Origin of the sequence: Pseudoalteromonas sp. SR45-6, assembly GCF_014163545.1 — a bacterium.
GTDB classification, from domain to species: domain Bacteria; phylum Pseudomonadota; class Gammaproteobacteria; order Enterobacterales; family Alteromonadaceae; genus Pseudoalteromonas; species Pseudoalteromonas rhizosphaerae.
Genome location: NZ_JACJDM010000063.1, coordinates 1 through 23,332 on the forward strand (window position 1 = coordinate 1; position 23,332 = coordinate 23,332).

The window sequence follows — 23,332 nt, forward strand, 5'->3', positions numbered from 1 at the left end:
TCTAATCTATCATGGCCAAAATCTTCAATATCTTCCCAGCCTTGGCACCCAGATATGACAGCGCTGACAGCTAAGAATATGATATCAAAAAGTTTATGGACAACTTTACCCTGCTGGCGAGGGTCATCAATTGATTCGAAATATTTAAATAGTTGAATATCAGGCATGGGGGCTCCTTAAAAAGGAGTATAAGATCATACTTTTAAGTCAAGGTAAAGTTCGTGATCTTGCCCTGAGCTATTATGTTGTTATTCATTAACCATCACTTGTAATTGTATTAATTAATTTAATACCGCTTTGGCTTGGTTTGTTTCTATCTATCACGACATAATACTTTCACTGAATAGTGAAAATGGATAGATGAGTGAATATTTTTCGCTCGAAGCTGACTATGGAAGCGAGAATGGTTGTTATTTTATCCAGTACAGTTATTTACAGAGCTCCAAGTAAGAGCTTTCTTGCCATTCTGGCAAGTGGGTAGCTAAAGATTATTTTCGAGGTTGGGTAGGGTATTTGAACAAGCTAAAGCTTGTAGTATAGCTTTAGGTTATCTGTATACGCATCAAAACAATGCTTTGAGTATGACTTGGTAGCTAAAGCGCATGTTTGGGCTTTAGCTATTTAAAGTTGTTTAGTTAGGCTTTTTCTACCCTCCATGAATAGTGCCTAGCGCTAGTACCTTGTAAAAAAGGCTTTACCTGCGAACCACAGTCCTTTTACTTTAAGTATGAGTTCACCATCATAATAGCTTTGTAAGCACCCGCCAGTTTTCTCAACGATGTTTAAATTGGTGTGCAATCTGATAGGTCTATCTTTTATCAATTCATCAGCCTCAGGTGTTTGCTTACTACATATTCACTGTAGTAGAGCGGGAGGACAATATACTCCTTTTCCAGTGGTGATGAGCCTTGCGTGCCTGTGAGTTTAATTGTTTTGATGGGCTGGCATTTATTTATGTACGATTGTAGTGATTTTGCTTTGGTGCGTTTACCACTTTTTACTTCGATAGGCAGTATGTTGCCTTCGTCATCAGAGACCACAAATTCGATCTCCGCTCTTGCATCACCCCATGAATATGTTGGGTCAATGCCTTGTGCAGCAAGTTCCTGTTGTACAAAGTTTTCGGCCACAAAGCCTTTGTATTCATAGCCTTGTTGTTTTATTTCTTTATACCCAATGTTTAGCATATGATTTAATAAGCCCACATCAAAAAGAAATAATTTAACTATATTATCTTTTTTATATGCTGCTAGTGGGCTTTTAGGTGTGCCATCAATAGGGTGGTTTTTGAGTATCAAGCGGCACTTATTTAACCAAGAAATAGCGCTTTCAAAATCACTATAGCGAGATTTTTTATCGTGCATCCCTTTAAATTTAAAGCGATTAACCGATTCATCCATCACTGATGATAGCTGTGCTGGAACATTGTTAAATACAGCCTCAATTAATCCTGCATCTACTTTTCCTGAGTATTTGCCGAAGTCTCGTTGATATCCCAGTACTAAATTTTTATGAATATCTGTTACAGCTTGAACGCGGTCAATGATACTGTGATCAGATAAATCAAACCATGTACTTACAGCCTCTGGCATACCGCCAGTAAAGTAATAATCAGTGAGTTTTGAGAATAATTTGCTATGTGCTGCACTTGAGTTTGTTTGTGCTGCAAATGCCTTAATTAGAGCGGTTTCTTTCGAGGCGATCAGAAACTCACGAAATGTGAGAGGGCGCAGATTATGTTGCTCCACTTTACCTACAGGAAAGGAGTTTAATAAACCGATATTAGAACCACTGGCGGCAATATGCATGTGCGGCGCTTGTTCAGCAAAGTATTTGAGGGACGTGACTGCTTTAGGGCATTCGCCTATTTCATCAAGGATCAGTAGATCTGTATTAGGGTCAAACGTTTTTCCTGTAAGTAGCTCTATATTAGATAGTACGTTTTCGGGGGATAACGAATCTGCGAATGCTTCACTCATTTGCGGGGACTCTAAAAAATCGATTCGAATCACGTTTGCAAAGGTACTGCCTAATAGAGTTTGTAATAAATAAGTTTTACCTGTTTGGCGAGCGCCATCAATTAATAAGGGTTTTCGTGCTGGCTTAGATTTCCAATCTAATAACTTTTCTAAAATTAATCGTTGCATGGCAGGTCTCGTATTACTCACTAGATGATTAATTACACTTTATTGCGCGAATAAATGCAAGTTTTTACACTTTTATGCGCTAATAAGTGTGTTTTTTCACACTTTTATGCGCGAATAAGTGTGGTTTCCTTGTATAAATTAAATTGACTACTATTTTAAACGGTGATGTTTTACTTTGTTGTGCAGTAGCTTTTAAGGGATAGCGAAGATATGGCAATGCCTATTTCAGTCGATAACGCTGAACATTATAACTGGGGGCATAAGGGTGATAATTGTGATGGTTGGCATTTGGTGAAGAGTACTGCATTGAATGTGATCCAAGAGCGAGTGCCGACGGGGAGCAGTCGCATAAGCATGAGTTTGCAGAGCCGTTCTTTTTTGTACTTAATGGGCAGGCGACTTTGTTAGCGATATAAAACCCGCAACAAGGCCTACAGTGCCAGCGGGGTTAGTGCATCAGTTATGCAACTACGCTGCGGACGAGCTGGTTTTATTGTTACCTCAACGCCGCCAAGTCATGGTGATAAAGTTGTTACTAAGCAAGCCTTAATGAAATAAAAAGCCATTGGATTAACAATTAAAAGGCTAGCGCCTTACCAACGCTCTTAAAGCTTATGTTGGTAAGGTTTCGTTATTAATGACGCTAGCTTTTTATTGTAGTTATCATTTATTTTTTGAAAAATTATCTATGAATTTTTGAACATAAGGATCACAAGAGCCGTAACTTACAATAAATATATCAAGGTCTGCGTACTCGTATAGTTTCAAGGCGCGCTCAATGGCTTGTAAAATCCATTGTCTATCATTACCAAATACGCCACCACCAATAAGTGTTAGGTATACTTTATTGTTTCCAGTTTTTTGATAGTTCAAAATAGCAGAGCATATTGTTGCTTCGTAACAAGCCTCTAATATCAGTTTGGCAAAATTAGCCCATAACGTTGGAGGTATTTGTGAATATGCGACAGGAAGCGCTGAACAATAAACTTGGCTGACTGTTTGCTTTAGATCATTTAGTGTCACCTCTGTATCCCATTGGATGCCAATGCGTAACAAAGCTTTTAATTTGTCGAGTTCAGATTTAGTCGCAGAGTTAATTTTTTCATTTATTTCTATTAAACCTTCTTCAGATGCCAAAGCATAACCATTTTTCATTTGCCAAAGACGGTTATTTTTATTTCCTAATGCGGCACCAATGTCACTCAGGCAATCGATCTGATTATTAGCCGTTTGACCAATTTCACCATTTACGTTTGCAAAATAGTTTCGATAAATAGTTCCGGCACCTGCAGCTATAGCGCAAGCAGGTCCTTGAGTACGATCATACTCATAGCCATCGACACCGTGCTCAGGTGTAACATCAGGAGAAACCATTTCTAAGAGGTTGAATTGGGAGGCAACCTGGAATAATGCGCCGACATTGTTCTTATCAGTATGAAGGTCTTGAACATTCGCAACGATTTCACGAATAGAGTTTTTTGTATCTAGCGCTTTATTATAATTAACGCGATTTCTTAATTCGGCTAATGATGGTGTTTCTAATAAGCCGCAATGATATTCCTTTGCATTAATATGAGATTTTAAAATATTACCGTTAACTGATAAATTTTTATGCACTTGTAACGGGGATTCTTCACTAAAGCCTGTCAGTTTTTCAAACCACATATAAAATTCCTTTTAGCTACTTGGCGAGCCTATAAAAAGGCTCGCTTTAATGTATTTTATTGAAATGCAGCCATAGCTGAATTCGTCTTTACTCAATTACTTACTATGCGCCAATATAGAGCTATTTATTAAAAACTAACGCTCTTGTAACATACGCTCAAATTCTGCCATCGCTAATTGCTCTGCTTCGTTACGGCTGGCAATCATTGTTTCAAAATCGGTTTCAATAGTTGCTAAAACAGCGGGCGGATTCATGCGTTTAATGCGTGAAAATTGCTCATCTTCAGTTTCATCGTAAGCGAGTATGGCAAGCGTGATTGAGTTTCGCTCTACACCTTCTGAAAATATACCTTCGTTATCTAAGCGAATTAACACGCGCTCTAAGGTTGATAACCATGCTTGCCAATATTTTTGGATTTCTTCATCACTGACTATTTCATAGCTATCGTCATTGTCGAGTGTTTGTAGAATTTCACTACTGTGTTCAAAATATTCTGAGTAATCTTCTAATGATGGAAAGTCACTGACGTTCCATTTAGCGAGTAAACGGTCATCTTCTTCGCAGTCATATTCGTCTTCAAATGTGCTTTGAAAATCAGTATGAGTATTGAACATAGGTAAAAATGAACAGCTACCAGAGTGATAAAAACCGATTACATAAATATCATCACCCAAGTCAGCTAAAATTTGCTTGAATGCTTTTTTACTATCTAAATATAACGCTTCTTCAAAAGTAGAAAAGTCAGTTTCCATGTAATCATTCCTTGTAAAAAATTAATAATTTGGCAGTTTATCATATGTAATAAAGCCAATTAATTAAATTAACTGGCTTTTTATTATTTATGCTCCAGGGCCACATTCCATACATTGGTTAATGATATCTGGGCCAAATTTCAGCTTAGCGTTTAAATCACGCAGTGCGGTACGTAGGCCTTCTTCTATCACTGGGTGATAAAATGGCATGTCGAGCATTTGTGGTACAGTCATTTTGTTTTGTACAGCCCATGCCAGTAGGTGGGCGATATGCTCAGCTTGTGGGCCAATAAACTCAGCACCTAAAAATAAGCCTGTGCCTTGCTCTGCGTATAAACGCATATGGCCTTTGTTTTTCAACATTACGCGGCTGCGGCCTTGGTTTTCAAAGCTGACCTCGCCAATTTCAAAACAACCACACTCACCATAACGAGCCGTTATTTGCTTGTACGTTTCACCGACCATAGCAATTTGTGGGTCGCTGAAAACGGCTGCAATTGGCGCTCGGCGCAGGCCAATACGTACATCAGGGAAACGCCCCGCGTTTTGCCCTGCGATGGAGCCTTGGTCGCTCGCTTCATGCAGTAGTGGGATCATGTTACTGGCATCTCCGGCGATAAATATATTGGAGTCGCCACATTGCATTGTGTGTTTATCAGCGATTGGTACGCCACGTTCATCAAGCTCAATGCCAGTGTTTTCAAGACCGAGTTTGTCGGTGTTTGGTACGCGGCCCGTCGCGGCAAGTACGTAATCAAATTGCTCGGTTTGTTTTTGCCCGTTTTTGTCGACATAGGTAAGCTGCGCTTTATCGCCTACTTGTTTCATATCGGATACGTTTGAATCGGTATCGACAAAAAACTCTTCAGCAAATACAGTATTTGCGTAGTCTTTTATAACTGGGTCGGTAATTGGGCCAATCGCGCCACCCACACCAAATAGTTTTACCTTAACACCTAAGCGATGCAACGCTTGGCCAATTTCGAGGCCAATAACACCAGGGCCAAATACAGCAACTGACTCTGGCAAGTCTTGCCAATCGAAAACGTCATCGTTAATGATTAGTCTGTCGCCAAAGTTATTAAATACGCTAGGGTAAGCAGGTCGAGAGCCGGTAGCAATTACAAAGCGCTTAGCGGTAATAATTGTATGGTCGTCAATCTGTACGCGATTGGCATCTAAAAATTTTGCGTAGCCTACTATTTTATCATCAGTGGGTAGCTCATCCACGGCTTCTACTACAAAACCTACGAAGCGGTCGCGCTCATTGCGCACGCGCGCCATTACTTCAACACCGTTTATGGTTGGTTTTGAGCTGTGCACACCAAAGGCTGGCGCGGCTTCAATTGCATGGGCGGCTTCTGCGGCGGCAATAAGTAATTTACTTGGCATACAGCCAACTCGCGCACAGGTAGTACCGTATGGGCCTGCTTCAATCATTAATACGTTAGACGTGTGTTGTTTTGCATTGCGGTAAGCACTTAAACCTGCGGTGCCAGCACCTATTACAACAACGTCGGTGTTTAGTTCTTTCATGGTGATGTCCTCAATACCAATTTTATTAAAAAACTGGTTTTTAAATTAGTTAATAAAATAGGTATTTAAAATGGGTATTTAAAAAGGGTATGGATAGGGGCATTGCTGCCCCTTATTATTTGCTTAAGGTATTTACTTAATTAAGCAAAGTATTTTTCTAAATCGTCAGAGCCACCAATGTGCTTACCGCCGATAAATACTTGTGGTACGGTCTCACGGCCTGAAATAGCTTTTAGGCTAGTCAGTGATGCGCCAACACCCATAGTGATCTCTTCGTATACTAGGCCTTTATCTGTTAATAATGCTTTCGCTTTTTTACAGAAAGGGCAGCCAGGTTTAGTGAAAATGCTCACCGGCTCTGGTTTAACTTGTTTAGGGTTGATGTAATCAAGCATAGTGTCTGCATCTGATACTTCAAACGGGTCGCCAGGTAAATCTGGTTCGATGAACATTTTTTCAATTACGCCATCTTTAACCAGCATAGAGTATCTCCAGCTGCGTTTGCCAAAACCTAAATCGTTTTTATCAACTAACATGCCCATGCCGTCAGTGAATTCGCCGTTACCGTCTGGTAATAAGGTAATGTTTTGTGCTTCTTGATGCTCAGCCCATGCATTCATTACAAAGGTATCGTTTACTGATACACACACAATGTCGTCAACGCCGTTTTGTTTAAGTACACCAGCTAATTCGTTGTAGCGTGGTAAGTGAGTTGATGAACAGGTTGGTGTAAATGCACCGGGTAGTGAAAACACAACCACTGTTTTACCTTTAAAAATGTCATCGGTAGTTACTGATTTCCATTCGTCATTTTGACGTGTTGCAAATGTAACCTGTGGAATTGTTTGACCTTCAATATTCTTTAACATGTTTTTTAGTTCCTCTTGATTTGTTGATAGCCATTATGTCGTGAAAGTTATAATAGCTCCAATCGTTTGTTTATATTAGTATGATAGGTATTACCGATTAATTGTGAGTTTGCAGTGAATTTAAAAGATCTTGAATACGTAAAAGCGATTGCGCACTTTAAGCATTTTCGTAAAGCCGCCGATGCATGTTTTGTCAGTCAACCCACTCTCAGTGGACAGGTTAAAAAACTTGAACAAGAGCTGGGTGTTACTTTATTTGACCGCTCTACTAAGCAGGTTACTTTAACGGCTCAAGGTGAACGTTTGTTGACACAGATCAAAGTGATCTTAGAGCAAACCCAAATATTAAAAGAGCTAGCAGCAACGTCATCGTCGCCACTACAAGGTAAAGTAAGAATAGGCATTATTCCAACGATTGCACCGTATTTATTACCCACCTTACTCACCTCGATGAAAGAAGCGTTTGCTGATAGCCAATTTGCTTTTGTTGAGATGCAAACCGCGACTATATTAAGCGCACTGGATAACGGTGAGTTAGATATTGCTATATTAGCAGATGTGCCTGAACTTAAACTTTATCATACAGTTAAATTGTATAAAGAAGACTTTTTGGTTGCTATGTCAGCGCAAAATAGTTTATCAAAACGCAGTAAAATAGCGTTAGATGAGCTACAAGAGTGCAGTTTATTGATGCTCAGCGATGGTCATTGTTTTAAAGATCAAGCCCAGCAATTTTGTTTTGCCGCTGGGGTTGATGTGTCCAATGAGTACCGAGGTAATAGCTTAGAAACCTTATTAGCATTGGTGGCTATGGATGATGGGGTAACCTTTGTGCCTAAGCTTGCGTGCACAGAGCGTGCAGGTATTAGCTACTTGCCAATCTTCCCAACTCAACAGCGAAGTGTGGTTTTGGCCTGTCGTAAACATTACCCGCATTTAGCGGGCATTGAATTACTTGCTAATTGGCTTATTGAGCACCCAAGCTTACACCAACAATTAACTAAGGCTCTAAATTAGTCAGTTCTACTACATCATTTATTTGAATATTAGGCAGTGGTTGTTGGTCAATACTGACGGCAACCGCACTTTGTTGATATACCTGCTCAACTTGTATTTGATTGAGCGTGGTGATCAGGTGTGGCATTTTATTTCCCGCTGCATCCGTTAAATAGTTATGATGTGCAATATTTAAGCGTTGGCCTTTTTCAATACCATGAGCTTTGCCTAAATTAATAATTAGCTTATTGTTTTCTATATGTAATATTTTACCTTGGGTTTCAAGGCAAGCCATTGCGGCTTGTAAGTCGTAACTAACGGTTTGGTTTATGTCGGCTATATTTTGGCCGTAATCTGAACTCCAAAATTTATCACTAAACACGTCAATAATTGCAGTTTTTTCAAATGGCCAGATAGCTTGACTGCGATAACTTTTTTGCCACATTCGCTCGTAAGTGGTGCCATCAAACAAGGCAAAATCTATTTTATATGAACGTTGGTAGGTTTCGTCCTGCCAAAAAGCATAACTGTTATTGAGTTTATCGCCATTTGAGATATCAACAATTTGACTTAACAATACATACTGAGAATTACTGCGGCTCGATATTTCTTCTAATAGGGCATTACTGTAATCGTATTGTTGATTAAAAAATTCGCCAACGCGGATCGGAAAATTAAAATAAGCCGTTGGTTTAGCATTCATAGCCGATTGATTTAACGTTTTGTAGAGTGCTTCGCTGGTGGCTTTATTAATGTCAAATATTTGACCCATCTTCGCTTGTTCGCGATTATTTAATTGTGTTTGGGTGATCGCAACAAATTTAGTAAATTGGTTCGCAGGGCAGTGTTCTTGTTGAGGGAAGATATCCAAGCGCAAAGTAATTGCAAATTGATCGGCTTTACGATCTTCGCTGATCATCTCTATCTTTTGAATTTCGCCATGGCTGTTTATTTTTAGTTGATCTTGGGTTAACACCCCATCTACTAAGGTTTGCATTGAGCTGACGCGTGCCCCTGAGAACACTAAAGCTTGGGTGATAGCATCTTTTATTGCCGCCGATTTTGCCGCACTTATATCATCATTTTTAATGCTTGCATGGCCGGTTGATTCATACCATTGGGCAACTGTATGGGAGGAAAATAGACTAATACTTAGCCAACTGCTGGCGATTACTACCATTGATAAAATTCGCTTCATTACCCTAACCCCATGAATATACATTTGCTATTAACAGTGACAGAGCAAGGACTGTACCAATTGTTTTGCAAGGTTGCTTTAAAACCGTCATAGCAGTTAATTATGGCATTGATCGTGCATTGATTTAGTTATTAATGATTCTTTTAAAGCGTGAGAGAAGCCATGCGTATTGTGATTTCAATTTGTATATTAGCAAGCTTAGGTCTAGCTGGCTGTAGCAGTATTTTTGATAAACATGTGGAATATAAGTATATTGAGCCAGATAACTACCCAATTCTAAAAGCCGTGGGTTATGCGCCGATCAGTGCGCAACCGGGTGATAACCAATCACAACGCTCATTAATGGCGATTAAAGCATCAAAACTAGAAGCGTATCGTGAGCTGGCAGAGCAAGTATATGGGCAAAAAATTACCGCAGGCACCACAGTGCAAGGCAGTATTGCACAAAACGATCACTTGCAAGGGCAAGTACAAGGGATTATTAAAGGCGCACAAGTAATTAAAACCTATGCCGTAGGTGATACCTATGCCACAGAGTTACAACTTGATATGAAGCGGGTGCATGACTTATACATAGGTGAAATTAAACCACGCGAAGTTAAAAAAGTAACTTATTACTAAAACGCTTGATCTAATAAATTAGTTGTTAGTTATGTTAGTAACTAACAAAAGACACGCTAAAATATCTCACAGTGAATACTTCAGTGCTATGCTTTATTTAATGTTTTTTATTGAATAAAGCTTGTGGCACGTAAAAAAATAACTCGGTTTTTATTAATATACTTATGGTCGCGTCAGTGAGAGTTTTACACTTTTGCTGCATGCTTTTGCGAAAGTTTAGTAACTGCCCGTTACTGCATTTTGCGCTATTGTTTATATTAGTTACCAGTGTGGTTTTTGCCGATCGTCTCCCCATCCAGTTTAATGTCTTTTTAGAAAAAATGAACCTGCAATTTGGACCAACGCGCGTAGCGGTAGCACGTAATTGGCAAACGATGTTGGTTCAGTCACAGAATCAAACTGAGCAACAAAAAATCTTAATCGTAAATGATTTTTTTGCTCGCAACTTACGCTACCGTACTGATATTGAGCTATGGCAGCAAAATGATTACTGGGCAACGCCACTTGAAACATTAGGCAAAGGCCTTGGTGACTGCGAAGATTATGCGATTGCTAAATATATTAGTCTGCGAGTACTTGGCATTGAAGATGATAAGTTACGTTTGATCTACGTTAAAGCACAGATCGGCGGTCCTAACTCAAAACAAACTCAGGCGCATATGGTGTTGGGGTATTTTGTTACTCCTAATGCACAACCGCTGATATTAGATAGTTTAATAACAAAAGTACTGCCTGCCGCTAAACGCACCGATCTAAGCCCCGTTTTTAGTTTTAACAGCCAAGGCTTGTGGGCGAACAACTCAACCCAAAGTGTTGCCAATCCAACTGCTAGGTTATCTCGCTGGCGACGAATTATTGAACAAACACAACAAGAAGGAATTATCTGGTGATGTCATTTATGTCCTTATTTAAACGTGAAAGTAAGATCACTTTACGCCAAGAACTGTGGTTGGCTATTTTAGTGGTCATAATTATTGGTTTCGTCAGTAGTGTGCTCATTAGTACGTATTCGGCTAAACAGTATTTTTCTTCTCAGTTGTATTTAAAAAATATTGATAATGCTAATGGCTTGGCTTTAATGCTCAGTCAGCTGCATAAAGATCATGTTGAATTAGAGCTACTTATTTCTGCTACTTTTGATACAGGGCACTACCAACGTATTGAATTGCAGGACCCGCAAGGTGAACCGATCGTAAAACGAGTATTTAGTGGTGAATTTGATACATCGGCGCCACTTTGGTTTCATCATCTTTATCAATTACATGTGATGCCAGGCGTTGCGCAAGTGAGCGATGGCTGGCAGCAGTTTGGTACTTTATATGTAGAGAGCCATAGTCAATACACAGAGCAAGCGCTATGGGAGAGCGCGATTCGATTATTCTGGAGTTTTTTTATGGTGGCGATTACCGCATGTATAGCGAGTGCTCATTTTTTAAGTCGAATTTTACGCCCGTTAGATGATGTTGTGCAGCAAGCAAATGCGCTAGGTGATAAACGTTTTATTAAATCTAAAGTACCAAAAACGTATGAATTTGCTCGGTTAGTTAGTTCGATGAATCTTCTGTCAACGCGCTTTAGTCGTATTATTAAAGAAGATAATAAACGCTTAGAGGAGTTTCGTTTTAAAAGCCAGCACGATGAATTAACTGGCTTGGCGAATCGAGAGTATTTTTGTGCCACTTTAGAAGCACAATTGGAGCAATCAAAAGAACATGCTCATGGCGCGTTATTTTTATTTCGTATTGTCAATCTTGACCTGATCAGTGAGCAAATAAATCGTGTTGAGATGGTGGCTTTTTTACGCCGCTTTACACAAACATTGGTCGCTTTTTTAGAAGCCAATGAAGATCGTTTTTCAGCAAGTCATATTGCCCGTATGTCTCATAGCGATTTTGCGGTATTGGTAAATGACACTGATGATATCGAAAGTCTGAGTTCGAAGGTACTTAAACAACATGCAGTATTACTGGCAGAATACAGTCATATTGGTTTAACTATCCCACACAGTTGTAGTTATATAGAGCGTGAAGATAGTCGTTTTACATTGTTAAAACGGGTCGATAATTTATTAAAAGCCGCCGTGGCAGAGCCGACAATACAGGTTCAAATTAATAATAATAAGCAGCGCAATGAATTATTTTCTGACGCTGCTAGTTGGCGTGAGGCGATTGAGCGCGCGTTAGATAATAATGACTTAGATGTGTTGCTTTATCCGGTTAAATCTTTTTCGGGTAAGTTATTACAAAACCAAGTGAGCTTAAGTTTATTACTCAATGGTGAGCTCTATCGTAGTGGCTATTACTTACAATGGGCAAAGCGATTGAAGTTACTTGCTCGATTAGACTGGGGCTTGATCAAATATCTGGTACAAACATTTGAAGCGCGAGAGGATTTAAAACTTATATCGGTGGAATTATCACAAGAAACATTATTAGATGATGCCGCGCTTGCTGCGATATTGACTTATTTATTGGCGTTTCCAAAATTAGCAGCGCATATTTGTTTTGATATACGTGAAAGTTTAGCTGTTGCTGAATTGACTATTTTTAAAGATTTTTGTATGCAAGTGAAAAGTATGGGAGCAAAAGTGGCACTGAAACGGGTCGGGCCAGCTTTCACTAAAATAGATAAAATTCATGAGTTAGGTCTTGAAATGATTAAAATTGATAGTATTTACGGACACAATATTAGTTACAGCCAAGATAATCAGACTTTTTTAAGAGGAGTGTGCGCACTAGCTCATTCAATTGGTATAAAAGTCATTGCTGAGGGCGTTAATAACCCCGAAGATCAGGTGACATTACAAGGGCTAGGATTCGATGGCATAGTATCGCAACCAGTTGATGATGAAGTAAAAGCAAGCGCGGAAGAATAAAATATAGGGTTGTGTATTCTGCCCAAGGTAGACTCTAATCTACGGACATAGTATTGCGTTTGTACTCTGGTTCTTAATGTAGAAAAATGCGGTTGATTTATAACATTACGGAAGATGCACAAGTATTAGAAATTGAATTCTCAATTTTTTAACTTCCTTTTACTGCGAGCATCAATTGCATACGGTCACGAACTTTGAGCTTGTTAAAAATCGAGCTCATATGTTCTTTAACGGTACGTTCGGTAATGTTTAATTGCTTTGCAACCATTTTATTACTGGCACCTGTGACAACAATATCGACCACTTGGTGTTCGCGTTTGGTTAATAGTGTTAGATCACAAGCATGCTGATAACTGATTGACTGCTTTGAGAGCACGCCGACTAAATTTGATAGCAACTGACCCGGTAACCAGATGCCGCCACTGATAACGGTTTCTGCCACTTGCTCTATAATTACCTTACTGGCAAATGCTTCAACATAACCGCGAGCTCCCACTTGCAGCGCAGCGCAGAGTTCTGCCATGTTTAACTCTTTGCTCATCACAATCACTGGAATGCGATTTTTACTGTACCTTTGTACTACGCTAAGCCAATCAGGACTGCCAGCTAAGATCCATAAAATAGTATCTGCTGTAATATTGTGTGGTTGTTGCTGTCGTATTTCACATTCAGGGTAGGCTGCTTGCCAGTGAGGTGAAATAAACTTAGCTTCGGTGATAAAGACACTTTGGCGCATTATAGTTCCATATTAAAAATGTAAGAATAATATTAATTAACGCTCAGTCATTGCTAATGAGGTTGCTCGTAATACCGGTTTAAGCAAGTACTCCAACACGGTTTTTTTACCAGTAATAATATCTACCTGAGTTGTCATTCCTGGAATAATTGTTAGGTTTTCGGCAAAGTGGCTTTTGTCCGTTTTCAGCTGTACTAAATAAAACGTGTTGTCTCGCTCATCAGTAATCGTGTCGGCACTAATTTGTATAACTTCGGCGCTTAGTCCGCCGTATATCGCAAAATCGTAAGCACTAAATTTGATCATTGCAGCTTGTCCCGGACGTAAAAAAGCAATGTCTTTCGGAGGGATTTTGGCCTCTACAATCAGTTGGTCATCCAGCGGTATTATTTCAAGTACATCACTACCAGGTTGTAAAATGCCACCGACGGTATTGACCATCAGGCGTTGCACAGTGCCATTAACCGGAGAGCGAATTTCAGTTTGGGTGACTTTATCTGCTAAACCAGATTCGGTTTCTTTAATTGCATCTAGGCGCAGCCGTGCTTCAGAAAGCTCATTATTCCAACGGTTTATCATAGATAATTCGACTTCGTTTACTTTATTCTTCGCTTCATTAATAGCTGAAAGGCTACGATTAATAACAGCCTTAGTGCGGTTTATCTCACCATTTAAATCAACAGCTTGGCGTTCTAAACGAATAATATCGATATCAGATACTGCGCCTGAGCGTAGTAATGGGCGGGTTACTTGTAGTTCGCGGTTTATTAATCGTAAGGCATTGCTATGCTGTTGCAGGGCTGCTTGTGCTTCGATATGATCTTGACGGCGTTGTTCTAATTGGCGTTTATGAATTGCGACTTGTTGTTCAAGCTCTTGGTTATTACTGGTGTAAAGTGCTTGTTCGTGCATCACGACTCCCGGCGCATCAGCAGTGAGTTTAGTATCAAAAATTAACGGTTGTTTTTTAGTCTGAGCTTCAAGACGCGCTACTTTGGCACTGAGTGACAACACTTTTGACTGGTTTTCTCTAAAGTTCGAAATATATCTGGTAGGGTCTATTTTTATTAATACATCGCCAGCATTGACGATTTGCCCTTCGCGGACATTAATTTGCTCTACCATGCCGCCATCGTAGGATTGGATCAGTTGCAATTTATTTGATGGGATCACTCGGCCTTCACCACGAGCAACTTCATCTAGGTTTGCAAATGCAGACCAAACAACCAGCAACACCATACTTAAACAAATTAAATATAGCAGTAACTTGGCACTGGCTGGTTGCTGTTGCATTTTTTCCCATTGTGCATCGACCACCCAATCTTGGCTATTAGGTGGGGATAGCCAACCTTTAAATAAGTTATTAAATATTGATGGCTTTTGCCCTTTACTGGCCTCAATGGCACGTCCGACTGATTCAAATGAACGTTGCTCTAACGTGAGTTTGCTTTTATTCATGAAGTACGCTCCACAGCCGGGTTATTCAAAGAGGCGATCACTTGTGCTTTGGGACCATCAGCGATAATTTTGCCATTATCAATTACGATAATACGATCGACTAACTCAAGTAATGAGGTTCTGTGAGTAACAACAAGTAAGGTTTTATCTTGGCTGTGTTGTTTTAAATTGGCGATGATTTTGGCTTCGCTATTATGATCCAGTGCTGAGGTTGGTTCATCGAGAATGAGTATGGGTGGATCATTGATCAATGCTCGAGCCATTCCCACAGCTTGGCGTTGTCCACCAGAAAGTAAGCGACCTTGTTCGCCAACTTGTAGGTCAAAGCCATCAGGATGAGAGTTTATAAGATCGAATAATTGGCTACGCTCGCAAGCACTAATAATTTGTTCATCTTTGGCGTGCCATGCACTTAAGGTGATGTTGTCTTTGAGGGTGCCAAAAAATAGTGAGATAGTTTGTGGAACATAACCAATGTTATGGCGTAATTCTGCGGGATCTATTTGGTGAATATCGGTGTTATCAATTAAAATTGATCCTGAATTTGGCTCATGCAGCCCTAGGATTAACTTCTCTAGGGTGCTTTTTCCTGAGCCATTACGTCCTAGGATAGCCACTTTTTCACCTGCTTTGATTTTAAATGATACACCTGATAATGCTTCGTTACTGTCATCAGCATATTTAAAGTGCACATCATGAAACTCTATATCACCACGTAAAACGGGGTGACTTAACCAATGCTTTCCTGCAGGGCGCTCAACTTCTTTTTCCATTATTTCATTGAGTGAATGCATGGCAATAGCGGCATGGTGGAATTGTGCTAACACAGCGGCAGATTGACCGATTGGCCCCATAGTGCGTGAAGATAATAAATAGGCGGCGATCAAGCCTCCTTGGGTTAAATCACCAGCAATAACTAAGTGCACCCCAATAATCATAATTATCACGCCAACACATTGTTGTAGCCAAGTGGCTGAGTTAGCAATTGAACCGGAGATCAGCCGGCTCTGTGCATTAACCCGAGCAATATAAATGGTTGATTTTTCCCATGCAGCCTGGGTTTTACATTCACTATGAAAGCTTTTAACGTCCTCGATATTGGTGAGACTCTCTACTAAAATAGCATTACGCATTGAACTGGCTTTCATTGTTTGCTCTGATAGCGCTTCTAATTTACGGTGGGCGGCTAAGGCATAGCATAGTAGCAACAGTGCTCCGACAATGATCGGGATACTAAGCTGTACGCCAATGATAGCAATCACGGTGAGGTATAAAAGTACAAAGGGTAAATCAACCAAAGCGATAAGCGTGATTGAGCTGAAAAATCCTCGCACAGCTTCAAATGACTGGATATTGCTGGCAAATGAGCCCGCCGATGTAGGGCGGTTTTTTAACTGCATACCCAGTACTCGCTCCATAATAACTGCGGAGACTTTTACGTCGATACGACTTGCTGCGAGTTCGACAAAATAGCTGCGTACTAACCTTAAAATGAAGTCGGCGGTCAGCGCGATTAATACGCCAATGGCTAATACCCATAGTGTTTCAACAGCTTGATTTGGTACCACTCGATCATACACGTTCATAACAAATAATGGCATCGCAATTGAAAGTACGCCTAGTGCAATGGCTGAAATAATCACGTCTTTATACAAGGATCGACATTCTTTTATCACGCCCCAAAACCAGCCGTCTTTAGATAGTTTTTGCAGCACTGGCGAGCGGGCATCAAAGGTGAATTCAGGACGTGTATAAATAACAATATCAGTGGCATTTTTGCTCAGATCTGTAATTTGTAAGGTTACTGCCGAATCGCTGAGTTCAGGGTAAATAACTTCTACGGTGTGTAATTGCAGATCCAGTGCAGTGATCACACAGGCTTGATTATTTTCTAGTAGTAAAATAGCGGGTAATAATGCCGTATTGATTTTAATAAGTTGTTTATTTACAACTTTAGTTTTAAAACCAATGCGTTTTGCAGCCCTTGAAAAACCAGAAGGAGTAAGATTACCTTGCTCAAGAGGAAGCCCATTTAGCAAGGTTTCGCGGGAAAATTCACGATCATGGTAGTGGCATAAAATTGCTAAGCAGTCGACTAAAATACCACCATGACCGATTTCATCATCTATTTCCATATAGCTTCCAATACCACTTTATATTGTTTAACTAGTTCAGATTAATAACTTGCCGCAACAAAGCTATTGCCAGTTTCTGTGTCTGTGATCACCGCTTCAATACGGCGGTTAGCGGCATTAGCTCGAACAGAGATCTCATTAATTCTTGGTTTATCTACTCCATAACCGAGTGATTTAACCCGTTTAGGGGCAACACCGTATTGCTGAATTAAAATTTCAGCCACGGAGAATGCTCGTTTTTCTGATAGTTTTTTATTGTAAAGAGCAGGCCCTTCGAGTGAAGCATGCCCTTGTATTTCAACATTTTTAGATGGGTGTGATTTTAAAAAATCAGCGAGGCGTGCGATTTCTTGCAAATACTCAGGGCGCACAACACTTGAATCAGCCACGAACGGAATACCGATCTCGACGTTACTAGTATTACTGTTGTATTTAGTGCAGCCTTTTTCATCTACCTCAGTCAAGGTTGGGGTCGAAGGGCAATCATCTTGTTCGTTGGCAACACCGTCATTATCATCATCACTAAATGTACTGCTATTTAAGGTCGGTGCATTGAGATAACTGGGCATCGCAGTCATGCTCATATAGGCGTTATCTTGTTGGGCTTTTTTTTGCAAAAATGCTTGCCGATTGATTGTTGCTGCAACATCGTATTTAGGGCAGATAAACTCGGCATTATGGGCAATAGTATCATCTGTTAATTCAGTGATTTTCGGGAATTTGTCTGAGCTTACATTAAGTGTCGGAAGTAGTTTTCCCATTTCTGCTAGCATCGCTAATATGGCACTTTGGCGTTCATAAAGTGCTGCTGTATAGGAACGGTTTGACTGGAATGACTCGTTTTCTGCATCCAACACATCTAATAACGTGCGTTGACCAATATCAAATTGATCTTTATAGGCAACTTTTACTTTGTCTGATGAGCGGCGATGCTGGTCAAGGGCTGGTAATTTACTTTCAAGTACTTTGACATTGTTATAAGCAACTTGCAGATTTTGACGAATTTCGATACAGGATTGATCTCGCTGGTATTTTGCAATATTAACTTCTTGATAAGCTTGTTCTAAATTAGCGCTATCGAGGCCCCCGTTATAGAGATTGTAACGTACATCAATCCCAACCCGGGCTTCGGTACGGGTTTGATTAAAACCAAGTTCATCGCGATCTTGGGAGCCATATCGGGCGGATAAATCAACCTTTGGATGAAAGGCGGATTTCTGCGATTGGGCATTTGCTTGCTGCGCTTCAATATTGTAGAGCGATGCATAAAAATTTGGGCTGTTTTTATAGGCAATATCAAGAGCTTGATTAATCGAAATGGGGATGCTGTCTTCATTTAATTTTGCAGCCACGGTGCCTTGCTGAGGAAGTTCGCCGACTATGCGTAAGTAGCGTGCGCTAACATCATGGAGATTTGCGTATTCAGTCATTACATTTGATTGTGCAAGTGATAGGCGGCCGCTGATCTGTTCAAGATCGGCAGCTCTTGCAACTCCAGCACCAACACTTTGCTCAATTTGCTGATAAACCGATTCATGCTCTTGAAGATTTTTTTGTGCCAGCTCAACTAACGTGGTGAACTTCTGTACATCAAGGTAGGCAACGCTTGCTTGCAGGGCGGTTTGCTCTGCTTGGGAGAGCATTTCAAAATAGCGAATGAGCTGAATTCGCTCAAAGCGTTTAACTGTATTAGATGTTTGGAAACCATCATAGAGCATTTGTCGTAATGTTAACTCTGCCGTATTTCGATTGTATTCATCTTCTACGCCGTAGTTGCGCTTTTCATAGCCGGCACTGATTGATGCGTCTAGGGTCGGTAAATACCCAGATTGTGCTGCGTCAATGCCATAAACAGATGCTTTAAAAGCATGCCAAGCTTGCTGAACTTCTGGGTTGCTCGCAATCGCTTTGTCGGCTACATAAGTTAAAGGCATGATCGAAGTTTGTTCTGCATAAAGATTGGGGGTAAATCCATTTGCAGCTAAAACCAAACCAATTAGAGTTGTAAATCTAGTACCGGTAAAGTTAGTTTTCTTAGCCATTTCGTCCTCTTAGATCCAAATTTATGGGCAATTAAATTTAGTTTTAGACAACGAAATCAATTTGTGCAAATAGAACTTTGATAAAGCACAAAAATTAATTTCTACCAGTTTTTTAATCTTTTAATACAATTTTAAAAATTCAAAACCTGTACTTTAGTCCAGTATCCTTTTGGCTGTGATGTCCTAAATTTGAGTAATACAAAGGTATAACTCTTGATTAAAGGCAGCAAAATGGACGCAAATCAATTACTGATCATAGACATTCAAGGCTCAGCTGGGATTGTTTTAGAAGATGGTTCAATTCGGGCATTATCGTTGGGGGACGCGCTGACGGTTGGTGATGTTATTATCACTGCTGAGAACTCCTCGGTTATGATCGATATCAAAGGTATGTCTCTGTCTATTCCTGCCAATCAACGGGTAAGAATCACCCCCGACCTTGTTGCCGAAACGACCCGCGATAGCTCAGAAACAACAATTTTTGATGATAGTATTGATGATGCCATTGCTAGCTTAAACCAACCGAATACTGCAGATGAGGCATCCTCCTCTCCTTTAAGTGAAGATGTAAGTGATTTTTTGAGTGCCCTTGAAAGTGGTGGTGATTTACTGGATACATTAGAAGCAACTGCCGCTGGTGGTAATGCTGCAACAGGTTCTGGTGGAGGTACTTCCTTTGTGGAACTTGCACGTATCGCTGAGGGTATTGATCCAAGTAGTTTATCTTTTGATGATAGTTTTACAGCTAACAATGATGGCATTTTTTCTCTTCGTGATACGACCGATGGGGTGGTGCCCGAAACCGCGTTAATTGGTAGTTTAGAGTTAAATGACATTGGCTTAATTAATAACCCGCAACCGATTATTTCAGGTGCATCGACTAATTTAGTGGGTCAAACAGTATTAATTACAATCACCGATGCTTTGGGTAATGTACAAACGATTGATGTTGTTGTGCAACCTGACGGCACCTTCACCTCTCCGGAATTAGAACCATTACCAGATGGCCCAATTGTTGTTGAAGTTACAGCAACAGGCCCAGATGGCAATCCAATTTCAGATAACATTGCTGCCGATATTGATACCACAGCACCGCTTGTGAGTATTGATACACTTGCTGATTCGACATCGCCAGTGGTAGTAATTACAGGCTCCGTAGTCGGGCTGGTGGCCGGTGATGATGTAACGCTTACGGTGACTGATAGCAGTGGGCAAGTGCAAACGTTTGTGACGCAAATTGATGAGCAAGGTAATTGGAGTGTTACCACCGCAGCTTTGGCTGAAGGTCCTTATGGTGTTCAAGCAAATGCGGTTGATGAAGCTGGTAACCAAGGTAATGCACAAACTACAGCCATTATAGATCTAACCGCGCCAGTAATTGTGATTGATGCAATTGCTGATACCAATGACGTGACTCCTACATTGACGGGGTCGGTAAATGGTGTAGCTACGGGTACGCTTGTATCAATAACCGTTGTAGCTAGTGACGGCGTTGCGCAAGCTTTAACTGCTTCGGTTACAGCTGATGGCAGTTGGTCTGTAGAGGTTGTTGATGCACTGGCTGAAGGTCAATTTACAGTGACAGCCAGCGTCGCTGATAGCGCTGGTAATCAAGCCGAAGATAGTGCAGCTGGTGTAGTAGATTTAACCAGTCCAGTCATCTCGATTGATCAATTGAACGATAGCAATGACACAACACCATTAATATCAGGCTCAGTATTAGATGTGCCGCCAGGTACAACAGTGACTCTGTTAGTTACAGGCAGTGATGGGCAACAGCAAACGCTGACGGCTACAACCGACGGCAATGGCAATTGGCAAGTTGACGTTATTAATGCATTGGTGGAGGGCGATTATACAGTACAAGCCACCGTTTCGGATCCAGCTGGTAATAGCAGCTCAGCGTCGGCAGTGGGTACTATAGATTTAACTGCCCCACTGATCAATATCGATCCATTAGTAGATAGTAATGATCAACAACCGACGATTTCAGGTATTACCCAAGGGTTGGCTGCCGGAAGCCAAGTAACAGTCACCATTGTAGATAGTAACGGTCAGCAACAAACGGTTATCACACAAATAAATGCCAGTGGAGTTTGGAGCATAGCAGTGGCCAGTGCTTTAGCCGAAGGGCCATATACGGTGACAGCCACAACGCAAGATACAGCAGGAAACACAGCCCAAGATACCGAAACAGGGCTAATTGATTTGACTGCTCCGACCATCAGTATTGACTCATTTGCTGATTCTAATGATGTGACTCCGATTATCTCAGGTGTAGTCTCGGGTGTTGAAGCAGGTACTTTAGTTACTGTGATTTTGGTTGATAGTGCAGGCACAGTGCAAACTGTAACCACTACAGTGAATGCTGATGGTAGTTGGCAAGTTGGCACTAACCAAGCAATTTCCGAAGGTGAGTTTTCTATTACTGCGTCAGTAACAGATACCGCGGGTAATCAAGCAACTGATGTTGCGCAAGGCCTAATTGATCTTACTGCACCGACTATTAATTTAGAGCCATTGGCAAATACGGCTGATGATACGCCGGTTATTTCGGGTCAAGTCAGCGGTGTGGCAGTTGGTACTATGGTTACTATTGTTGTAACCGATGCAAATGGTGTGCAACAAACATTAATGACCAGCGTGCTTGCCGATGGAGGTTTTGCTATCGAAGTTGACAGCGCACTCGCGCAAGGGAGCTATAGCGTTACTGCATCAGTGACAGATAATGCTGGCAATCAAGCTTCAGATACTCAAACCGGTCTTATTGATTCGAGTTTACTATCAGTGACAATTGATGTGATTGGAGAAACAAACGACACGACTCCAAGCATTTCAGGAACTAGTCTTAATGCTGTTGCAGGTGATACTGTCAGTGTGTTGATAACTGGTTTTGATGGTCAAACGCAATTATTAACGACACAAGTAGACAATAATGGTGATTGGAGTGTTACACCAACAATTGCATTAGTTGAGGGTGGATTTAGCGTTAATGCCACATTAACAGACAGCTTAGGCAATATCGTGTCTGATAATGCAACGGGTATAATTGACACTACCGCTCCCATATTAACGATTGATAATTTAGATACAGTTAGCGATAGTACGCCGATCATTAGTGGTCAAACTGATGAACCAGCGGGCAGTGTTGTGAGCTTAGTTGTTACCGATGGTGTAAATTCACAAAACTTAACCGCGATAGTAAATACCGATGGCAGTTGGTCAGTAGAAGTACCTATTGCATTACAAAACGGCGCCATTAATGTCGATGCGAGCATAACGGATACTGCAGGTAATCAAGCAACGGCCTCTGATACCTTTATTTTAAATGGTAACGCACCAAGTATTAGTATCGATACGGTTGCTGATGGCAATGATGTAACACCAACCATTAGTGGTACGTCTGATGCCCCTGACGGTACACTTATCACCGTGGTAATTACTGATAGTAATAATAATAGCCAAACTCTGAACACAACCGTCATAGCAGGTGTGTGGAGTGTAGATGCACAAGATGCGCTTGCCGAAGGTGAATTTACGGTTAATGCAAGTATCACTGTAAATGGCTTAACAAGTGATGCTCAGGCAACGGGGATCATTGACACACTTGCACCGACTTTTGATATTGATCCGTTGTCTGTAACCAACGACACCACGCCAACCATCACTGGTAGCAGTGATGAAATTGGTGGACTGGTAAGTATCACCGTGACAGATGCAAACGGTGCGGTGCAAACTTTAACTGCGACGGTACTGGCAGATGGTACGTGGTCGGTAGATATACCGACACCACTTGCAGAGGGCGCATTCCAAGTGGATGCCAGCGTGACCGATGTGGCAGGTAATACCGCCAGCGACACTGAAAACGGTGGAGTAATTGACACCCAAGCGCCTACTTTTGATATTGATCCGCTTGCTGCAACGAGCGACAGCACGCCTACCATCACTGGTAGCAGTGATGAAATTGGCGGTCTCGTCAGCGTGATTGTCACTGATGCCACTGGCGCTGTGCAAACCTTAACCGCGACGGTACTGGCAGATGGTACGTGGTCGGTGGATGTACCGACCCCACTTGCAGAGGGCACATTCCAAGTGGATGGCAGTGTCACTGATGCGGCAGGTAATACCGCGTCTGATACTGAAAACGGCGGAGTAATTGACACTCAAGCGCCTACTTTTGATATTGATCCGTTGGCTGCGACGAACGACAGCACCCCAACCATCACCGGTAGCAGTGATGAAATTGGCGGGCTGGTGAGCATTACGGTCACCGATGCCAATGGCGATATACAAACCTTAAC

General features: G+C 41.1%; 16 protein-coding genes. 5 read left to right on the plus strand and 11 right to left on the minus strand.

Features of this window, described 5'->3' with window-relative positions; genetic code table 11:
• From H5158_RS19540 to H5158_RS19565, 6 genes are all read right to left on the minus strand, one after another.
• Positions 1-167: transposase family protein (locus tag H5158_RS19540; RefSeq protein WP_182740696.1), on the minus strand; the 167-nt coding region annotated here is incomplete at its 3' end.
• 651 nt (positions 168-818) lie between these two features.
• Complete coding sequence (locus H5158_RS19545) at positions 819-2,147, minus strand: ATP-binding protein (protein WP_182740697.1); 1,329 nt, start codon at positions 2,145-2,147, stop codon at positions 819-821.
• Positions 2,148-2,810: 663 nt separating this feature from the next.
• On the minus strand, positions 2,811-3,812 hold the full coding sequence (locus H5158_RS19550; protein WP_182740698.1) for a hypothetical protein: 1,002 nt from the start codon (positions 3,810-3,812) through the stop codon (positions 2,811-2,813).
• Between the two features lie 135 nt (positions 3,813-3,947).
• Positions 3,948-4,565 carry a DUF4303 domain-containing protein gene (locus H5158_RS19555; protein ID WP_182719456.1) on the minus strand — a complete coding sequence of 206 codons (618 nt, stop codon included), beginning with the start codon at positions 4,563-4,565 and terminating at the stop codon, positions 3,948-3,950.
• A gap of 87 nt (positions 4,566-4,652) precedes the next feature.
• Positions 4,653-6,101, minus strand: coding sequence for a dihydrolipoyl dehydrogenase (locus H5158_RS19560; protein ID WP_182719455.1), 1,449 nt, complete (start codon positions 6,099-6,101; stop codon positions 4,653-4,655).
• Between the two features lie 140 nt (positions 6,102-6,241).
• Positions 6,242-6,970 (minus strand): glutathione peroxidase, encoded by a 729-nt coding sequence (locus H5158_RS19565; protein WP_182740699.1) that lies wholly within the window; start codon positions 6,968-6,970, stop codon positions 6,242-6,244.
• 114 nt (positions 6,971-7,084) lie between these two features.
• Here H5158_RS19565 and H5158_RS19570 point away from each other — a divergent pair, with 114 nt between their 5' ends.
• A complete protein-coding gene (locus tag H5158_RS19570) occupies positions 7,085-7,987 on the plus strand; it encodes a LysR substrate-binding domain-containing protein (protein WP_182740700.1) in 903 nt (300 codons plus the stop codon).
• Here H5158_RS19570 and H5158_RS19575 read toward each other — a convergent pair.
• Positions 7,971-9,164: a flagellar assembly protein FlgT gene (locus H5158_RS19575; RefSeq protein ID WP_182740701.1), complete on the minus strand. Its 1,194-nt coding sequence runs from the start codon at positions 9,162-9,164 to the stop codon at positions 7,971-7,973. The genes H5158_RS19570 and H5158_RS19575 overlap by 17 nt on opposite strands.
• Before the next feature lie 162 nt (positions 9,165-9,326).
• Here H5158_RS19575 and H5158_RS19580 point away from each other — a divergent pair, with 162 nt between their 5' ends.
• The 3 genes from H5158_RS19580 (at position 9,327) to H5158_RS19590 (ending at position 12,660) form a co-directional block, all read left to right on the plus strand.
• Positions 9,327-9,785: an LPP20 family lipoprotein gene (locus H5158_RS19580; RefSeq protein ID WP_145239567.1), complete on the plus strand. Its 459-nt coding sequence runs from the start codon at positions 9,327-9,329 to the stop codon at positions 9,783-9,785.
• Between the two features lie 200 nt (positions 9,786-9,985).
• Complete coding sequence (locus H5158_RS19585) at positions 9,986-10,675, plus strand: transglutaminase-like cysteine peptidase (RefSeq protein WP_182740707.1); 690 nt, start codon at positions 9,986-9,988, stop codon at positions 10,673-10,675.
• On the plus strand, positions 10,675-12,660 hold the full coding sequence (locus H5158_RS19590) for a LapD/MoxY N-terminal periplasmic domain-containing protein (protein ID WP_220491374.1): 1,986 nt from the start codon (positions 10,675-10,677) through the stop codon (positions 12,658-12,660). The genes H5158_RS19585 and H5158_RS19590 overlap by 1 nt, the downstream gene beginning before the upstream one ends.
• A 148-nt stretch (positions 12,661-12,808) precedes the next feature.
• Here H5158_RS19590 and H5158_RS19595 read toward each other — a convergent pair whose 3' ends face one another.
• From H5158_RS19595 to H5158_RS19610, 4 genes are read right to left on the minus strand one after another with little or no spacing between them, the layout of a single operon-like run.
• The gene (locus tag H5158_RS19595) at positions 12,809-13,396 is read right to left on the minus strand and encodes a response regulator transcription factor (RefSeq protein ID WP_182719450.1); all 588 of its coding nucleotides are present in this window, start codon (positions 13,394-13,396) and stop codon (positions 12,809-12,811) included.
• A gap of 36 nt (positions 13,397-13,432) precedes the next feature.
• Positions 13,433-14,854 (minus strand): HlyD family type I secretion periplasmic adaptor subunit, encoded by a 1,422-nt coding sequence (locus H5158_RS19600; protein ID WP_182740703.1) that lies wholly within the window; start codon positions 14,852-14,854, stop codon positions 13,433-13,435.
• On the minus strand, positions 14,851-16,989 hold the full coding sequence (locus tag H5158_RS19605; RefSeq protein WP_182740704.1) for a type I secretion system permease/ATPase: 2,139 nt from the start codon (positions 16,987-16,989) through the stop codon (positions 14,851-14,853). Before H5158_RS19605 ends, H5158_RS19600 begins: the two co-directional genes overlap by 4 nt.
• Positions 16,990-17,030: 41 nt before the next feature.
• Positions 17,031-19,031 (minus strand): TolC family outer membrane protein, encoded by a 2,001-nt coding sequence (locus tag H5158_RS19610; protein WP_182740705.1) that lies wholly within the window; start codon positions 19,029-19,031, stop codon positions 17,031-17,033.
• A 231-nt stretch (positions 19,032-19,262) separates the two neighbouring features.
• On the opposite strand from H5158_RS19610, the gene H5158_RS19615 reads away from it, so the two are divergent.
• Positions 19,263-23,332 (plus strand): retention module-containing protein (locus tag H5158_RS19615; RefSeq protein WP_182740706.1); only part of this gene is annotated, 4,070 nt, incomplete at its 3' end.

Excerpts from the sequence above, each read along its gene's own strand:
- H5158_RS19545 (WP_182740697.1), bottom strand. The coding sequence starts at position 2,147 with ATGCAACGATTAATTTTAGAAAAGTTATTAGATTGGAAATCTAAGCCA.
- H5158_RS19550 (WP_182740698.1), bottom strand. The coding sequence starts at position 3,812 with ATGTGGTTTGAAAAACTGACAGGCTTTAGTGAAGAATCCCCGTTACAA.
- H5158_RS19555 (WP_182719456.1), bottom strand. The coding sequence starts at position 4,565 with ATGGAAACTGACTTTTCTACTTTTGAAGAAGCGTTATATTTAGATAGT.
- H5158_RS19560 (WP_182719455.1), bottom strand. The coding sequence starts at position 6,101 with ATGAAAGAACTAAACACCGACGTTGTTGTAATAGGTGCTGGCACCGCA.
- H5158_RS19565 (WP_182740699.1), bottom strand. The coding sequence starts at position 6,970 with ATGTTAAAGAATATTGAAGGTCAAACAATTCCACAGGTTACATTTGCA.
- H5158_RS19575 (WP_182740701.1), bottom strand. The coding sequence starts at position 9,164 with ATGAAGCGAATTTTATCAATGGTAGTAATCGCCAGCAGTTGGCTAAGT.
- H5158_RS19580 (WP_145239567.1), top strand. The coding sequence starts at position 9,327 with ATGCGTATTGTGATTTCAATTTGTATATTAGCAAGCTTAGGTCTAGCT.
- H5158_RS19585 (WP_182740707.1), top strand. The coding sequence starts at position 9,986 with ATGCTTTTGCGAAAGTTTAGTAACTGCCCGTTACTGCATTTTGCGCTA.
- H5158_RS19590 (WP_220491374.1), top strand. The coding sequence starts at position 10,675 with ATGTCATTTATGTCCTTATTTAAACGTGAAAGTAAGATCACTTTACGC.
- H5158_RS19595 (WP_182719450.1), bottom strand. The coding sequence starts at position 13,396 with ATGCGCCAAAGTGTCTTTATCACCGAAGCTAAGTTTATTTCACCTCAC.
- H5158_RS19600 (WP_182740703.1), bottom strand. The coding sequence starts at position 14,854 with ATGAATAAAAGCAAACTCACGTTAGAGCAACGTTCATTTGAATCAGTC.
- H5158_RS19605 (WP_182740704.1), bottom strand. The coding sequence starts at position 16,989 with ATGGAAATAGATGATGAAATCGGTCATGGTGGTATTTTAGTCGACTGC.
- H5158_RS19610 (WP_182740705.1), bottom strand. The coding sequence starts at position 19,031 with ATGGCTAAGAAAACTAACTTTACCGGTACTAGATTTACAACTCTAATT.